The sequence below is a fragment of the Cupriavidus sp. OTU4054 genome (assembly GCF_038440175.1).
GTDB classification, from domain to species: domain Bacteria; phylum Pseudomonadota; class Gammaproteobacteria; order Burkholderiales; family Burkholderiaceae; genus Cupriavidus; species Cupriavidus pauculus_D.
Genome location: NZ_JASATF010000013.1, coordinates 63,230 through 80,083 on the forward strand (window position 1 = coordinate 63,230; position 16,854 = coordinate 80,083).

General features: G+C 68.5%; 11 protein-coding genes. 8 read left to right on the forward strand and 3 right to left on the reverse strand.

What is annotated here, in order from left to right; genetic code table 11:
• Positions 1-14 precede the first annotated feature (14 nt).
• Both AAHB16_RS16685 and AAHB16_RS16690 read left to right on the forward strand, forming a co-directional pair.
• Positions 15-5,732, forward strand: coding sequence for a trifunctional serine/threonine-protein kinase/ATP-binding protein/sensor histidine kinase (locus tag AAHB16_RS16685; RefSeq protein WP_342051496.1), 5,718 nt, complete (start codon positions 15-17; stop codon positions 5,730-5,732).
• A gap of 103 nt (positions 5,733-5,835) precedes the next feature.
• The gene (locus AAHB16_RS16690) at positions 5,836-7,347 is read left to right on the forward strand and encodes an MFS transporter (RefSeq protein WP_150376286.1); all 1,512 of its coding nucleotides are present in this window, start codon (positions 5,836-5,838) and stop codon (positions 7,345-7,347) included.
• A 2-nt stretch (positions 7,348-7,349) separates the two neighbouring features.
• On the opposite strand, the gene AAHB16_RS16695 is transcribed toward AAHB16_RS16690, so the two are convergent.
• Both AAHB16_RS16695 and AAHB16_RS16700 read right to left on the reverse strand, forming a co-directional pair.
• A complete protein-coding gene (locus AAHB16_RS16695; RefSeq protein WP_342051497.1) occupies positions 7,350-8,525 on the reverse strand; it encodes an HlyD family secretion protein in 1,176 nt (391 codons plus the stop codon).
• Positions 8,522-10,012 (reverse strand): efflux transporter outer membrane subunit, encoded by a 1,491-nt coding sequence (locus AAHB16_RS16700; protein WP_342051498.1) that lies wholly within the window; start codon positions 10,010-10,012, stop codon positions 8,522-8,524. The genes AAHB16_RS16695 and AAHB16_RS16700 overlap by 4 nt, the downstream gene beginning before the upstream one ends.
• Before the next feature lie 309 nt (positions 10,013-10,321).
• On the opposite strand from AAHB16_RS16700, the gene AAHB16_RS16705 reads away from it, so the two are divergent.
• From AAHB16_RS16705 to AAHB16_RS16725, 5 genes are all read left to right on the forward strand, one after another.
• On the forward strand, positions 10,322-10,600 hold the full coding sequence (locus AAHB16_RS16705) for a hypothetical protein (protein ID WP_150376280.1): 279 nt from the start codon (positions 10,322-10,324) through the stop codon (positions 10,598-10,600).
• A gap of 15 nt (positions 10,601-10,615) precedes the next feature.
• Positions 10,616-11,785: an FAD binding domain-containing protein gene (locus tag AAHB16_RS16710; protein WP_342051499.1), complete on the forward strand. Its 1,170-nt coding sequence runs from the start codon at positions 10,616-10,618 to the stop codon at positions 11,783-11,785.
• A 240-nt stretch (positions 11,786-12,025) separates the two neighbouring features.
• The gene (locus tag AAHB16_RS16715) at positions 12,026-12,979 is read left to right on the forward strand and encodes a helix-turn-helix transcriptional regulator (RefSeq protein ID WP_150377484.1); all 954 of its coding nucleotides are present in this window, start codon (positions 12,026-12,028) and stop codon (positions 12,977-12,979) included.
• Positions 12,972-13,499: a DUF3331 domain-containing protein gene (locus AAHB16_RS16720; protein WP_150376276.1), complete on the forward strand. Its 528-nt coding sequence runs from the start codon at positions 12,972-12,974 to the stop codon at positions 13,497-13,499. The genes AAHB16_RS16715 and AAHB16_RS16720 overlap by 8 nt, the downstream gene beginning before the upstream one ends.
• Before the next feature lie 24 nt (positions 13,500-13,523).
• A complete protein-coding gene (locus AAHB16_RS16725) occupies positions 13,524-14,603 on the forward strand; it encodes a cytochrome d ubiquinol oxidase subunit II (RefSeq protein WP_342051500.1) in 1,080 nt (359 codons plus the stop codon).
• A 24-nt stretch (positions 14,604-14,627) separates the two neighbouring features.
• On the opposite strand, the gene AAHB16_RS16730 is transcribed toward AAHB16_RS16725, so the two are convergent.
• A complete protein-coding gene (locus tag AAHB16_RS16730) occupies positions 14,628-15,104 on the reverse strand; it encodes a Dps family protein (protein WP_150376272.1) in 477 nt (158 codons plus the stop codon).
• 229 nt (positions 15,105-15,333) lie between these two features.
• Here AAHB16_RS16730 and AAHB16_RS16735 point away from each other — a divergent pair, with 229 nt between their 5' ends.
• Positions 15,334-16,827: a sensor histidine kinase gene (locus AAHB16_RS16735; protein WP_342051501.1), complete on the forward strand. Its 1,494-nt coding sequence runs from the start codon at positions 15,334-15,336 to the stop codon at positions 16,825-16,827.
• Positions 16,828-16,854 lie beyond the last annotated feature (27 nt).

The window sequence follows — 16,854 nt, forward strand, 5'->3', positions numbered from 1 at the left end:
CCCTGCGCCGCATCATGACGAGCGAACGAATTGGCTTACCGGAGCGAGGCCTGCCTGACGTTACCCCCGTCACCCCGCCCGACGCCATCGCGTTACCTGAGTACCGCTTCGAGACCATCCATCAGGATGGCATCGTCGCGTTCGCGCGCGGCGTGCATCCCGGCACCGGCCATACGATCGTGCTCGCCCATGCGGCTTCGGCACAGGTGGAAGCGGAGGCCGCGCGCCGGCTCGAGAACGAGTTCGGCCTCCGCGCGCTGCTGCGCCCAGAGTGGGCCATCAAGCCACGCGGACTCGCGCGCTATCGCAACGGCGTGGCCGCGATCTACGACGACCATGCCGGCACCCCGCTGACCCTCTTGATGGCCGAACGCCAGCCGCTTGCGCGCGTGCTGGCCATTGCCGTCAGCGCCAGCGCCGCGCTGCGCGCCGCGCACGAGTCGGGCCTGGTCCACTGCTCGCTCACGCCCTGCAGCCTGCTTGTCGAGCCCGGCGGCCGCTGTCGCCTGGGACGCTTCGATTTCGCGCAGCACGCGGTCGATGGCAGCACGAGCCAGAACGGCAGCCGCAACGGCACCCACTATCAGGGCGGCTTCAACGCGGGCCCGATGATCACGATCGCGGACCAGGCGCCGGCCTACATGTCGCCCGAGCATACGGGGCGCACGCACCATGCGATCGACGTCCGCAGCGACCTGTACTCGTTCGGCGTGGTCCTCTACCAGCTGCTCACCGGGCAATTGCCGTTCAGCGCGCGGAATCCGTCGGACCTGACCGAGTGGATACACAGCCATGTCGCGGGCACGCCCGCACCGCCGCACGAGATCGCGCCCGATGTGCCCGAGATGCTGGCGAACATCGCGCTGAAGCTGCTCGACAAGCGTCCCGCACACCGCTATCAGTCCGCGGCCGGCCTCGAAGCCGACCTCGCGCGCTGCGCCGAAGCCTTGGCCCGCGACGGCCGCATCGATCCATTCGAGCCTGGCACGCGCGACCGGCCGGGTGCCCTCGAGTTGCCGGACCAGTTGTTCGCGCGCGAGCCCGAACTCGCGCGGATGGCCGACCTCTGCACGCGCGTGGCCGCGAACTCGCGGCCCATCGCCGTGGCGCTGACGGGGCCGTCCGGCATCGGCAAGTCCGCGCTGATGCGCACGTTCGCGCAGGGCATGCCGCAGCGGCGCGTATGGTGCGCGGCCGGCAAGGCCGATCCGATCCGGCGCGACGTTCCCTATGCCGTTCTCGCCGACGCGTTCCGCGGCCTCGTGCACCAGATCGTGGGCCTGCCCGAGGACGCGGTCCGCATGTGGCGCATGCGGCTGCAGCAGGCACTGGGCGCCTATGGCCGCGTGGCGTCGAGCATCGCGCCCGCGCTGCGGCTGCTCGTGGACGAGTTTCCGGAGTTGCCCTCCGCCGAGCCGGTCGAACCGGACATGCACGTCGATCTGGCGATGCGGTGCCTGATCCATGCGTTCGCGCAACCGGACCGGCCCTTCGTGCTGCTGATCGACGACATCGAATGGCTCGACCGGCCGACACTCGAACTGCTCTCGCGCCTCGCGGGCGGCACGGGACCGCTGCGCCTGCTGCTCGTCTGCACCGCGCGGACCGCCGATGCCACGTCGCTGGCTGCATTGCGCGAGCGCGTCGCGGTGCACGATATTCCCGTCTCCGGCCTGCCCGTCGATACCGTGGCGGCGATGCTTGCGCAGACGCTGCGCGCGCCCGATGCCGCCATGCGTCCGCTTGCGGAGGTCGTCCATGCGAAAACGCTCGGCAATCCGTTCTTCGTCCGGCAGTTCTTCAAGACGATGGCCGACGAACGGTTGATCGCCTATGCCGCGGACGCCGGGGCCGAGACGAGCGGATGGCGCTACGACCTTGCCGAGATCGATGCGCGGACGTGCACGGACAACGTCGCCGAATACAGCCTCCAGCATCTGCAGCAACTGCCCGACGACACGCGCCGGCTGATCGGTGGCATGGCCTGCCTCGGCAGCGTCTCGTCGTTCGCGCTGCTGTGCGACACCTTCGCGATCGACGAAGCGGCATTGCATGCGCGGCTCGCACCGGCCTGCGCGGCGGGTCTGCTGGTACCGACGCGGCACGATTACCTTTTTGCGCATGACCGCATCCTCGAGGCCGCGCATGCATGGCTCGACGATGACGCCCGCGCGCGCGTGAGCCTGCGCGCCGGGCGGCTGCTCGCGCGTGCGCTCTCTGCCGGCGAAGGCACCGGGTACGCGGGCGATATCCGCGACCACGCGCGCGGCGACGGCATGCGGGACGACGTGCTGTTTCGCGCGGCCGGCCTGCTGGCGCAGGCCAAGGCGATGGCATCGTCGGATGCCGAGGCGTTCGATACGGCCCTGCTGCTTCTGGCCGCCGCACAGCGCGCGCGGCGTGCGGCCGCGTACGACGCGGCGCTCCGCTACGTGAGCAACGGCCTCGATTATCTGCAGCAGGCGGCAGCCTCCGTGGACGGCAAGGGCCTGTACCACGCGCTGCGCGAGGAACAGGCGACGTGCTGGTTCCTGCAGGGCCGCCTCGACGCGGCGCTCGCGCTGGTCACGCAGCTGATCGACGGTCCTGGCGACGTGCTGCAGCGCGCGAGCGTGTACCGGCTCAAGGTGGAAATGCATTCGCGCCGGTCCGAGAACATGCTCGCGGTGGAAACCGCGATCGCGGGTCTGCGCCTGTTCGGCATCGAATTGCACGCGCATCCGTCCGCCACCGCCTGCAATACGCTGTACGCAACTATCCAGCCCATGCTCGCGGCCGCCACGCTGAACGCGATGCTGGCGTTGCCCGTGATGGACGATGCCGATACCGAAGCCGCGATGAGCCTGCTGGCCGCGCTGATGGTCCCGGCCAGCTTCACGGACGAAAACCTCGCGTTCCTGAGCCTGTGCCAGATGCTGCGGCTGACGCTGCGGCACGGCATGACGGCCGCGGCCACGTCCGCGCTCGCCTGGCTCGGCGTGCAGGTCTGCCATCGCTTCGATGCCTACGCGGACGGCTTCCGCTATGGCGAGATGGCCCGGCGGCTCGTCAATCATCATGGCTACGCGGCCCATATGGCGCGCGTGCAGCTGCCGCTCGACCAGCTCAGCGTATGGACGCAGCCGCTGTCGTATTCGATCGAATGCGCGCGCGCGGGTTTCGCGACGGGCGTTGCTCACGGCGACGTGACCAGCGCGTGCTATGCGTGCTGCCATGTCGTCGCCGCGATGCTGGTCCGTGGCGACCGCCTCGACGACGTCGCGGTGGAGATCGCGCGCGGCCTCGAGTTCGTGCGGCGCGCGGGATTCCACGATGTCGAGTCGATCCTGCTTGCACAGCAGCGCTTCGTCGATGGCCTGCGCGCGGGCGTGGATGCGCACGACACCGCCGCGCAGCGCTGGATCGACGAGGTGGGCCCCGACGGCGAAGGCATGCCGCGCGGGGAGCGGCTCTCGACGTTCCAGTTCTGGCACTGGCTCTACCGCGCGACGATGCTGCTGCTCGCGGACCGCCACGAGGCGGCCGCGATGTGCCTCGATCGCGCCGCCACGTTCGCGTGGTCCGCACCGGCGCATATCCATCAGCTCGACTTCCGCCTGCTGCGCGCGCTGACCATCGCGGCCGTGCCCGATGAGCCCGACCACGAGGCATGGAATACGCTGCGCGCCGACGCGCGCAAGATTCGCGGCTGGGCCACGGTCAATCCGGTCACGTTCACGGACAAGGCGCTGCTCGTGGAGGCGGAGATCGCGCGGCGCGAAGGCGACGCCATGCGCGCGATGACCCAGTACGAGCAGGCGATCGCGCATGCGACGGCGCACGGGTTCGTGCAGACCGTGGCCCTCGCCCACGAACGCGCGGCCCAGCACTGCGCCACGCTGGGCCTTGCCGCCGCCGCGCACGCGCACCGCCGCGACGCGCGCGATGCCTATGTGCGCTGGGGCGCGATGACGAAGGCGCGGCAGCTCGAGGCGCGCTTCCCGGAACTCGTCGATCCGAAGCAGCCGCGCACGTGGCAGCTTGGCGAAGGCTTTCACACCGTCGATATCGAGAGCGTGATCAAGGCCTCCCGCGCGCTGACCGAGGAGATCCGGATCGAGGGGCTCATCGACAAGCTGATGACGATCGCGCTCGAGTATGCGGCCGCGCAGCGCGGCCTGCTCATCCGCATCTACCCGGAAGGGCCGCTCGTGGAAGCGTGTGCCGATACCGCGGTCGATGGCGTGCGCGTCCGCATCGCGCAGGACCAGCTGCGCGCCGACATGCTGCCGCTGTCGATGTTCCATACCGCCACGCGCACGGGACAGGTGGCAATGGTTGGGGCGTCGACGCGCGCCAGTCCGTTCGCGATCGATCCGTATCTCGCCCAGCAGCCGGACTGTTCGGCCATCTGCATTCCGATGGTGCGGCACAACGAGGTCATCGGCGCGCTCTACCTCGAGAACCGGCTCGTGCGCGATGCCTTCACGCTCGATCAAACCCGCCTGCTGGAGCTCGTGGCCGCGCAGGCCGCGATCTCCCTGCGCACCGCCCGCCTCTATGACGATCTGCTCGTCGAGAACGAACGGCGCCAGCGCGTGGAGCGCGAGCTCCGCACGAGCGAGGCCACGCTGGCGATGGGCGAGAGCGTGAGCCATACCGGCAGCTGGCGATGGGACCTGCGCGAAGATCGCTTCTATTGCTCTGACGAGCTTCTGCGCATCTACGACCTCGACCCGACCGAGCGCGATTCGCCATTCGAGGTGTTCCTGTCGCGCATGCATCCCGAGGACCGGCCCGCGATACAGCGGCTGGTCGAGATCAATACCGCGCAGCGGCTGCCCGTGCAGGTGGAGCATCGCATCGTGCGCCGCGACGGGTCGATCGTGCACGTGGCGGTGATCGGCAAGCCGATGCCGCCGGAAAACGCCGCGCCCGACGCCACAATGTCGGGCGACGAGGAACCGCTGCGGTATTTCGGCACGGTAACGGACATCACCGCGCGCCGCCAGGCGGAAGATGCCGTGCGCAACGCGCAGGCGGACCTGGCCCGCGTTGCACGCGCGACCACGGTGGGGCAGCTCACCGCGTCCATCGCGCATGAGATCAATCAGCCGCTGATGTCGATCGTCTCCAACGCCGGGGCGAGCCTGCGCTGGCTCGCGCGCGCCACGCCCGATATCGACAATGCGCGCGAGGGGCTCGTGGCCATCGCGAGCGAAGGCCAGCGCGCGGGCGACATGATCCGCAGCCTGCAGGGCCTGACGCGCAACGCCGCGCCGGTACTGGCCTCCGTGGATATCCACGAAGCCATTCGCCATATCCTCGCGATCTCCCGCAGCGAGATCGCGCGGCGCAACGTGACGGTGCAGCTGGAACTCGGCGCGGAGCCGTCGCATGCGTTCGGCGACAGCGTGCAGCTGCAGCAGGTCATTCTCAACCTCGTCGTCAACGCGATCGAGGCAATGGGCGATATCGAGGGCCGCGCGCGCATCCTGCGCATCGCGACGCGCATTGTCGATGGCGATGCGATCGAGGTGAGCGTCGGCGACACCGGCGTGGGGATCGGCGCGGAGGCGGCCGAGCAGGTGTTCGAGCCGTTCTACACGACCAAGGTCAACGGTATGGGGATGGGCCTCGCAATCTGCCGCTCGATCATCGAGGCACATCGCGGCCAGCTGCGCGCGGCCGCGCTGGTCCCGTACGGCAGCACCTTCTCCTTCACGATTCCGCTGCACGCACCCGCCACCTGACGGCGAGACCCATACGATCAGGTAGGAACGCTGCGACCACCGGACGACTGACGCGCCGGCGCGGCATCGATATGCTCCATGAACCAGGTTTCAGGAGCCACGGATGCCGGCCGTCCCACTGAGCGCGCTGCCCACGCTGGGGCGCCCCGCCGTCTTTACGCTCGGTCTCGCCCTCGGGTGCGCGACCGGCGTCGACTTCATCGCGACGTCGATGCTGGCGACGGGAGCCGTGCATATCCGTGCCGGGGTCTATGCGACGCCGGACGATTTTCTGTGGTGCCTTGCCGCCTACGCGGGCGCGGCCGTCGTCGCCAACCTGATCCTGCGCGGTGTGGCGGACTTCATCAGCTATCGCGGCGCTACGCTGCTCGGGCTGGCCATCGCCATCGCGGGCAGCGTGCTATGCGCGCTCTCCGACAACGTGGTGCAGCTCTCGCTGGCGCTGGCCGTGCAGGGCCTTGGCGCGGGTGGGCTGTTCGCGGCCTCGCGCACGCTCATCCAGTTGCTGGCGGCCCCGCAGGAGCGTGCGAAACTGCTCTGGCCATTCGTCATCGGCGCGCTCGGACTCAATGCGACCGCGCCGTGGACCACGGCCATCCTGATGCTCGATGCGGGCTGGCGCATGATCTTCGTGCTGCAGGCCGTCGTCATCGCATGTACATGGCTGCTCGTTGCCTGCACCTATCCGCGGCGCGTGCGGCCGCCGGTGCTGCCGGACCTCGATACGCTGGCGGCGCTGGACTGGCTGACCGTGATCGTGCTGGGCGCGGGGGCGCTGATCCTGATCCATGGGCTCGCCAACCTGCGGATCTATACCGCGCTCGATACGCCCGAGGTATTGCTATGGCCGCTCACGGGCGCGGTGCTCATGGTGCTGGCCTTCGCGCGCCTGCGCCGGCGGCCAGATGCGTGGCTCAGCCCGCGCCGTCTTGGCGGCAGGCGATACCAGACCGGCGTCCTGTTCTATGCCATCTATGCGGTCTTCGCGGGGCTGTGGAACTATCTGATTCCCAACCTGCTGCAGCTGGGGTTCGGCTTCACGTTCGAGTCCAGCGGACGCATTCTCACGCTGACCGAGGCGTTCGGCGTCTGCATGGCCATCCTGTTCGTCTGGTATGGCATGCAGTTGCCGGGCACGCGCCGTTACCTCGCGCTGGGCTACCTGATGACGGCCGCCGCCGCGTGGCTGTTCTCCACGCGTATCGAGACCGATCTGTCGATGGCGCGCATCATGCCGGTGCTGCTGCTTCAGGCGGCTTCGCTACCGTTCACGCTGCTGTTGGTGGCGCGGTTGTCGTTCCTCGAGACGTCGCTCGAGGATTTTCCGCATGCCTACCAGTTCAAGAACATCGTGCGGCAACTGGCGACCGCGGCGGGGACGGGGCTGGCCGCGCAGGGATTGCAGTTCGGCGAGGCCGTTGCGCGCACGCAGCTTGTCGATCGCGTGGATCCGTTCCGCCTGGGTGGCGTGCCGTCGGCGACGGCCCTGGCCACGCTGTCGCAGCAGATCGACCAGCAGGCCACGCTGGTGGCGACGGCCAACCTGCTGGCGATCGTCGGATGCGGGTGCCTGTTGGTGGCGGTCTTTGCCGGCTGGCAGCGCTGGCTGCGGTAGCCCTATCCCGCATTGGCCGCGATGATCCGCGCGATATGCGCGTCGGCCTCGCGCGCAACTTCGGCATAAACGTCGGTACGCAACGGCGTGAGCGGCGGCAGCGTGGCGAGCGACGCGCCCCGATCGTCGCGCGTATCCACCGACACACTCATCGACAGTCCAATCCGCAGCGGATGCGCGGCCAGCTGCGCGGGCTCCAGGGCGATGCGCACCGGCAGCCGCTGCACGACCTTGATCCAGTTACCCGTCGCATTCTGCGCGGGCAGCAGCGAGAACGCCGCGCCGGTACCCGCCGAGAACCCCGCCACCTTGCCGTCGTAGCGCACACGATTGCCGTACAGGTCCGCGTACAGCGCAACCGGCTGGCCCACGCGCACGCGCCGTAGCTGGTTTTCCTTGAAGTTGGCGTCCACCCATACCTGGTTCAGCGGCACCACGGCCATCAGCGGGGTGCCCGGTGCCACGCGCTGCCCCACCTGCACGGCGCGGCGCGCGATAAAGCCATCGACGGGAGCAGGCAAAGCCGAGCGCGCAAACGCGAGGTACGCGGCGCGGTAGGTAGCCGCCGCACGGGCGACGTCGGGATGCGCGGCCAGCGTCGTGCGGTCCGTCAGCGCACGGTTGGATACCAGTTGCTCCTGCGCCGCGCGCAAAGCGGCGGCAGCCGTGCGCACGGCGGTCTGCGCATGCTCGACTTCCTCCCCCGACACGGCGCCCGGGTTCGTGACCGCCTGGCGTCGCCGCAGATCGTCCTGCGCACGCGCGAGGTCCGCCGCGCGCTGGGCGATATTGGCCGACAGCGTCGCGTTGTTGACGTAGAGCGTGCGTACCTGCCGCACGGTCGCGGCCAGCTGCGCCGCCGCCTGCTCCATCGCGACTTCGCTATCCGCGCGGTCGAGCTCGACCAGCGGCTGCCCTTCGCGCACGTATTGCGTGTCGTCGCCGGCGATGGAAACGACCGTGCCGGTGGTGAGCGGGGTCACCTGCACCACGTTGCCACCGACGTAAGCGTCCTCGGTGGAGGCGAAGTCGTGGACGTCATGCCACCAGTAGAGCCCACCCGCGATACCGGCGACGGCAATTGCCGCGGCGATGGCGGCGATCTTGCGGCGCGAGAGGTGCGGAGGTGTGCCGATCGGAGTCGGACTGGTCGCGGGACCGGAGTTCTGCACTGTCATGGCACGCCCTTTTCCAAATATCCCCCACCCAGATCCCAAACCAGCGCCATCAGCAAATCCACTTGCTGCCCCCGCAATTGCGCCGCCTGCCGCTGCTGCTCCAGCACCGCCGTCTGCGCATCGAGCACCGCAAGCTGGTCCAGCAGTCCCACATGCCAGCGATCCGTCGCCAGCTGCCACGCCCGCCGCGACAGGTCCAGGGCCTGCGCCTGCTGCGTCCGCTCGGTAGCCACCGCATGCAGGCTCCCCACCGTGTCCGCGGTCTGGCGCAACGCGTCGGCGAGCGTCTGGTTGTAGTCCGCCACGGCCAGATCGTATTGCGCGTACCGCCCGTGGAGATCCGCACGCAGCTTCCCACCCTCGAAGACCGGCAGCGTGACCGAAGGGCCGAACGAAAACGCGCGGCTCGCGCCAAGCAGGAAATCCGACGGGGTGATGGTGGTCAAGCCGCCCATCGCCGACACGCTGATATCGGGCAGGAACTCCGCCTTTGCGACATCGATATCCTGCGACGCCGCCTCGACCCGCCAGCGCGCGGCCACGAGATCGGGCCGGCGCGACAGCAGACCGATGCGCGCGTCGTCCGGCAGCCTGTCGAACGGCCCCGCGCCCGGCCCATCGTGCGAAGCGAACAATGTGGGCCGCGCAATGTTCAGCCCCCGATCCGGCCCTTCCCCCATCAACGCGGCAATCTGGTGCCGGGTGACGTCGATCGCATCGTCGAGCTGCGTGAGCTCGGCCTCGATGCTCGCCACACCGGCGCTCTGCAGCGTGATGCCCACCTGCGTATCGAGCCCGGCCGCATGCCGCGCCTGCTCCAGCGACGCCAGGTCGCGCCGCTGCGCGACGGTCGTCGCGGTCACGTCGCGCAGCGCATACAGCGTGGCCAGCCGGGCATACACGCGCGCGACGCTCGTGGTCAGCAGCAGCCGCGCGGACTGTTGCTCCGCATCGGCCTCGCGCACGGTGGACAGCGCCGATTGCAACGCCGAGCGGTGCTTGCCCCAGAAATCGAGGTCGTAGGTCAGCCCCGCGCTGAGGTGCACCTGATCGAACCACTTGCCCGCCAGCGACGTGCCACGCAAGACATCCGTCTCGGAAATGCGCTCGCGCGCGATACCGCCCTGGATATCCGCGTGGGGATACAACCCGCTGCGCGCGCCCTGCGCCATCGCTCGCGCCATCTCCACCCGCGCGACCGCGGCCTGCAGCGTGGGACTGCCCGCCACGGCCTCATCGACGAGCGTGCGCAACTGCGGATCGCCGAAGCGGTCCACCCATCCCGCATCGGGCCATGCCCCATGCTCGGCGGGCAGGCTGCGGGCCGTCGCGGCCACCGGCGCGAGGGTCTGCGTCGTGTGCCCGGCGCCAAAGTCCGCACAGCCGCCGAGCGCCGCCATGGTGACGGCGGCAAGCATCGACGCGGTCCATCGTGGTGCGTCGCGCATGCGGGATACAGGAAAGGCCGCGAATGCCAGCGAGGCCATGACCGACTCCAGTGGTCCGCGAAACATCGCGAAAGGTGTATCGGAAGTGCAACCCATTCGTGCGGGACAGTGCGCCCTGCAACGTCCCCGCCATTGTCCGGTCGCGCGGCCGGCCGCCATCTTCGCGATCCCGACGCCATTTCCAAATGGAACGACTTTGGACCATTGGTGCCAAGTCAACTGCACGAGGTTTCCCTTGACTCATACCTTCGTGTAACGCCTCACCGACCACGCGCCAATTGTTACCACCATGCCCTGGCTCCTACGATTCCGTACAACAAGCACACATATCGCAATGGAGGTCCGAACATGACGTACCGGCATCTTTGGCTCCAGCTCCTGATCGCGTTCGGCGGCGCGGCAATCGTATCGATGGCACTTGCCGCATGCCTGACGACGGAGTCCTCGATCGGCACGAGCACGCTCGGCGCTTCGCACCGGAATGGTGAATACGCGAACCGCGCGGGCCGGGCGAGCCTCGCCACCGATCGCAACGTCAATCCGGACATGGACCGCGACATGCGCGGCCTGCGTCCGGCCGACCTGCGCGTCTATGTCAACACGACGCCCACGCACCAGCCACGCTGATCCACGGATACCGACATGCCTCTCTTCCAGCGTCCTCGCGCCATCATCGTCGGCGGCTCGCTCGGCGGGCTCTTCACCGCGATCTGCCTCCGCGCGATCGGCTGGGACGTCGAAGTCTTCGAGCGCTCGCCGCGCGATCTCGACAGCCGCGGCGGCGGACTTGTCGTGCAGCCCGATGTCACCGATGCACTGGATTTCTCCGGTGTCAGTTATGGCCCCGGCTTCGGTGTGCCCTCGCGGGACCGCATCTTCGTCTCGCGTGACGGCACCGTGCGCCGCATGTATATGCCGCAGGTGCAGATCGCGTGGAATGGCCTGTACCTGCGGATGCGAGAAGCCCTCGGACCGCTGGTCCATGCGGGCGAGACCTTCGTATCGTTCACGCAAGACCCCGCTTCGCCGCCGGCAGCCGCTCGTGTCACCGCCCACTTTGCCTCGGGCCGCAGCGCGCAGGGCGACCTGCTGATCGGCGCCGACGGGCCGCTGTCGAGCGTCCGCGCGCAGCTGCTCCCGGCCGATACGCCGACTTACGCCGGCTATGTCGCGTGGCGCGGCGTGCTGCCCGAAGACGCGCTCGGCGAATCCAGCCGCACGCTGCTCGACGACGCTTTCGCCTTCCAGGATGGTCCGGGCCATCAGTTCCTCACCTATCGCATTCCGGGCGAGGACGGCAGCGTGCGGGCCGGAGAACGTCGCCAGAACTGGGTCTGGTATCGCCGCGTCGCCCAGGGTCCCGCACTCGAGGCGCTGCTCGAGGACCGAACCGGCCACCGTCACACCCATTCGCTGCCGCCCGGCGCGCTGCGCGAAACCGAAATGCATGCGCTGCAGCGCGACGCGCGCCACATGCTCGCGCCGGCGCTCGCGAGCCTCGTCACCGCGACGCCCGATCCGTTCGTGCAGCTGATTCACGACTACGAAGCGCCGCGCATGGTGTTTGGGCGCGTGGCGCTGCTCGGCGATGCCGCATTCGTCGCGCGTCCGCACACCGGTGCCGGCGCTGGCAAGGCCGCGGGCAACGCGCTCGCGCTGGCGCGCGCCCTGCAGAACGTGATGCATGACGTCGAGGACATCGATAGCGCGCTGGCCGGCTGGGAGCTCGCGCAGCTGCCCGCCGACCGGCGCCTGGTGCGCTGGGGCATTGCACTCGGGCGCCGGATCATGGACGTGGCACAGCCAGCATGAGCCCGCTCGATGCCGCAGGAAGGAAGCAAGGAGTCATTGTGATGAACGAGAACGAGAGCCTGTTGCTGATGTACGGATGGATCGCCCTCGCCGTGATGAATCTGGTGCTGATTGCCGTTGCGTTCATCCAGTACACGGACTGACGTCCACCACCGAAATTACGGAGTTTTTCCCATGAAAGACGTTTCGATGCCGGTGCCTGTGTCGCCCGCATACCTGCCCCACCCGGCAGCCCTGCCCATGCAGCGCGACGCGGCGCCCTTGCTGGACCTGACGCGCGCCGCGCGGATGCCGGACCCGGTCCAGCCGGAACGGGCATGGCGTTATCCCCCGCAGGCCGCGCCGAGCGAGCTCGATACCATCCTCGTCTCGCGCTGGAAGTGCGAAGTCGGCGAAACGCAGACCGTGTCCCATCCCGGCGATGCGCGCTGGCACTGCATCAGCCTGAACCTGCGCACCGCGTCGGTACGTCTGCTCTGCGGCGGCAAGCCGATCTTCGACGGCCGCCTGGCACCGGGCGCGGTACAGATCACGGCGCCCGGCGTGGCCGCCACCGCGACCTACGAAGGCGCGTGCGACGTGCTGCATCTGTTCGTGCCGCAAGCGGTGCTGGCACGGTGCCATACCGACCAGTTCGGCCATGCGCCGGACGGCGATGTGATTCTCGACGATCCGTTCTTGCACACGGACCCGGCGCTCGAACGGCTCGGCCAGGCACTCGCGGTGGCGCAGACGCAGGACCCGGGGCTCGGCCGCATGTTCGCGGACAGCGTGGCGCTGGCAATCGTCTCCCGCGTGGTGGCAGCGCACTTCCACCGCGCGGCCACGGGCCAGCGCACACGCGCCAAGCTGCCCCAATGGCGCCTGCGCCGCGCGCTCGAATATATCGATGCCAACCTCGACACACCGATCGGCCTCGCCGATATCGCGGAGAGCACGGGTATGACACGTATGCATTTTGCGGCGCAGTTCCGCCGCACCACGGGCATGCGCCCGCACGAGTACCTGCTGCGCCGCCGTATCGAACACGCGCAGGATCTGCTGCGGCAGACCGAGGGCAGCGTGCTCGACGTCGCGCTGCGCTGCGGCTTCCGCTCGCAGGCGCACTTCACCACGGTCTTCAAACGCTTCGTTGGCGATACGCCGCATTGCTGGCGCGTCAAGGCAGCATCCACCGGGAGCTCCCATGCTTGATTCCGCGTACACCGCCCTCGACGCCAATCGCGAGTCGTCCGACCCGCAAGAGATGCATGACAGCCATCGGAGCACCGCGCACGACACGTGGTCGCGCACCGTCGCGCTGCTCGCCCCCCAACGCATTCCGCCCGGCTCGCTGGCATCGATGACGGCCCACGCGGCCGATGCGGACGCTCACCGCGCACAGCGGGTCCAGCGTCCGCATGCGCCGATGGTCACCGTCATCGAACGGCCGAGCCCGACGCTGGCGATCGTGAGCTGGCGCGATGCGACGCATTGCCGCTACGGCGAGCAGATCTGGACCGCCGCGTCGGCGCGTTCGTCGGGAACGTGCGCGCTCACGGGCCGGCCCATCGCGCGCGGCGAGGCGATCTTCCGCCCGCAGCGTTCGCGGCCCGCCGCGCTCAATGCCGGCGCGATGATTCTCGCGGCGGCGCTCGAGCAGGCATGCCACGTCAACGAGCCCGTGCGCGACGAGCCGCGTCCGGTATTCCGCTATCGCGCACACGGACGCTGATACGGGCCATACCGGAAGCACTCGATGGACTCCCTTCCCCATTCGTTGCTCGTCGACGTCTGGTTCTGCATCCTCGCGCTCATGGCCGCGTGCTATGTGGTCTCCGACGGATTCGATCTCGGCATCGGCATCCTGAGCCTGCTGGCGCCGGACCGCGCCGCGCGCGAGGTGATGATCGACACGATCCTGCACGTGCGCGACGCCAACGAGACCTGGCTGGTCGTGCTCGGGGGCGGTCTGTTCGGCGCGTTTCCCGCCGCGTACGCGATGCTGTTGCCGCAGTTGTATGTGCCGGTGATCACGATGATCCTCGGCCTGATCGTCCGCGGCGCGGCCGTCGAACTGCGCGGTACCGCACCCGAGCTGGGTCCGCAGCTACCGGGGCTGCCCGATACGCAACGCCGGGCCCGGTGGGGACGCACCACGTGGGACGGTCTGCTTGGCGCCGGCAGCCTGGTGGCGGCCGTGTCGCAGGGCGCGATTCTTGGCCGCATCCTCACCGGGATGCGTCCCGGCACGTGGCATGGCCTGCTCGTGGTGGCCGCCATGGTCGGCGTCACCGCGGGGTACGCGCTGCTGGGTTCCACATATCTGATCGGCCGCGCGATCGGCCACGATATGGCGTCGAAGGGCCTGGCGTCCGTGGATCGCCGTGCGCGACGATGGACGCTGTGCGCGCTGCTGCTGGCCGTATCGGGCGCGCTGCTGCTGGCCGGCGATCTGCTGTGGCATCGGCGCGAAACGGTGCAGGCGTTGCCGCTGCTGCCGCTCGCGCTGGGGGCGGTCGCGCTCGCGCTCGCGTTGTATCTGGCCCAGGTCGTCGCCTCGCTGCGCGGTGTGGCGCAGACGGGCCATGCCGGCGCGCGGCGCACACCGTTCGTCATGGCAGTGCTGCTGTTTCTGGTATCGCTGGCGGCGCTCGCGTCGAGCGTGTTTCCCTATATCGTGCCCGGACACCTCACGCTTGCCGAAGCGGCGTCGGAAGATCGCGTCCTTGCCCTGATGCTCGCCGGCGTTGCCGTACTGTTGCCGATCATGATCGGCTATACGCTGTATCGGAATCTGCGAAGCATGGCCCGCCCGTCCGCGGGCCGTGTCACGTGACAGTTCCGTGACGGACATCGCCAATTACTTTGCCGCCTCGGCCAGGAACCACGCACGGCGCTGCGCCTCGTCGATCCAGTTCTCGAGCAGGCTCGCCGTGGCGACGTCGGCATGGTCGTCGCAAAGATCGTGCGATTCCAGCATCGCGGCGACAATCGCGAGATTGTCGGCATGCAGTTCGCGTAGCATTGCATGCGGCGTGACCGATTCCTCATCGTTGTCGCGCAGGCGCTGCAGGCGGGCAATATTCCCGATGGACCGCAGCGTGGTGCCGCCGATCTTGCGCACGCGCTCGGCGATATCGTCGGTGATCGCGAAGATCTGCTCCGACTGCTCGTCGAGCATCAGGTGATAGTCGCGGAAATGCGGACCGGACATGTGCCAGTGGAAATTCTTGGTTTTCAGGTACAGCGCGAAGACATCCGCCAGCAGGCGGTTGAGCGAATCGGAGATTTCGGTGACGGCAAGGCCGGGATCGGCGGCGCGCGATGGATCTAGCATGTTGGCTCCAGGGAGTGGTTCGGGGGTGCATGCTCATAGTGCGCCCCGACCGTGACTCGCGCTTTGCATCGGAACGGCGGTTTTCGCAATTGCCCGCACACCGCCCCGGCCATGCCTTGCCATGTAGACAGGCAGTCATACTTTCATATGATTACAACAGCCGAGACATTGGCTTAGTATCACGGTCGGGTCATGGTATTCACGCCATACACAGACGACTTCCTGCCGCATGCGTAACGAGACGACCAACCGACTACTGATAAGCGCCGCATGCGTGCTGGCGGTAGCCATCTTCCTGATCGACGCGCTGACCACGCTCGACTTCGCGATCGCGGTGCTCTATGTGCTCGTCATCCTGATGGTGGCGCTCACCGGTTCGATGCCGGCCACGCGGCTCGCGGGCGGTGCGTCGGCCGTGCTCACGCTGACCGCCTATGGCGTGGCGCCGCCGCATATGGACGATCATGGCCACCTCGTGCGCTGCCTGTTCGCGCTGCTGGCCATCTGCACCACCACGCTGCTCGCGCTGCGCATGCTCGCCGACATGGCGCAACGGCGCGTCGCCGAGGCCGCGCTCGCGCGCAGCGAGGCGTTCCTCGCGGAAGCGCAGAAGCTCAGCAAGACCGGCAGTATCTTCATCCGCTTGCCCGAGGGCTCGATGGTGTGGTCCACGGAGTCGTATCGCATCCTCGGCTATCCGACCACCGAAGACGCGCATCTGAACCGCATCATGCCGCGCGTGCATCCCGACGATCTCGCGGATGTGCAGCGCACCCATGCCGCGATGCTCGGGGGCGCGCCGCTCATCGAGATCAAGCACCGGCTGCGCATGCCGGACGACGAGATCCTGCACGTGCACGTCGTGGCGCGGCGCACGGTCAGCGATGGCGATCGCCATGAGTACGTGGGCGCGCTGATGGACGTGACGGAAACGGTGCGCACGCAACAGGCATTGCAGGGCACGATGGCCGAGCTCGCGCATGCCGCGCGCGTGGCCACGCTGGGCCAGCTCGCGGCATCGATCGCGCACGAGGTCACGCAGCCGATGGCCGCCGTGATCGCCTGCGGCAATTCGGCGCTGCGCTGGCTGCGCCGGCCGCAGCCGAACCTCGAGGAAGCCGCTGAGTCCGTCGAGCAGATCGTGCGCGATGCGAGCCGCGCCACGGAGATCATCCAGCGCATTCGCGCAATGGCGCGCAAATCGACGCCGAAGTACGAACAGATCGACGTGAACCGGCTCGTGGTCGGCGCGCTCGAGGTGGTACGGAGGGAACTGCACGACCATCGCGTGGCCGCCGACATCGATCTGGCCGCCAGGTCCGCCACCATTCGCGGCGACTGGACGCAACTGCAGCAGGTGCTCGTCAACCTGATGGTCAACGCCGTGCAGGCCATGACCGCGGTGCCCGGCCGCAGGCAGCTCACGGTATCCAGCCGTACCGCGCCGGACGACGCCGTGACCGTGATCGTCAGCGATACGGGTCCGGGCATCCCCGCCGAGCAAATGACCCGCCTGTTCCACGCGTTCCACACCACCAAGACCAACGGCATGGGTCTGGGACTGTCGATCTGCCGCGGCATCGTCGAACGCCATGGCGGCACGATCGAGGCCGAGTCCCCGCCGGGCGGCGGTGCCACGCTGATCGTACGGCTGCCGCTGGCGACGGGCGACGACGCGCGCCCGACCGCCGTTGTGCCCAGCGACGTCCCGATAGAGAAGTAAGCCACCACTTTTCCATTTATCGATCGA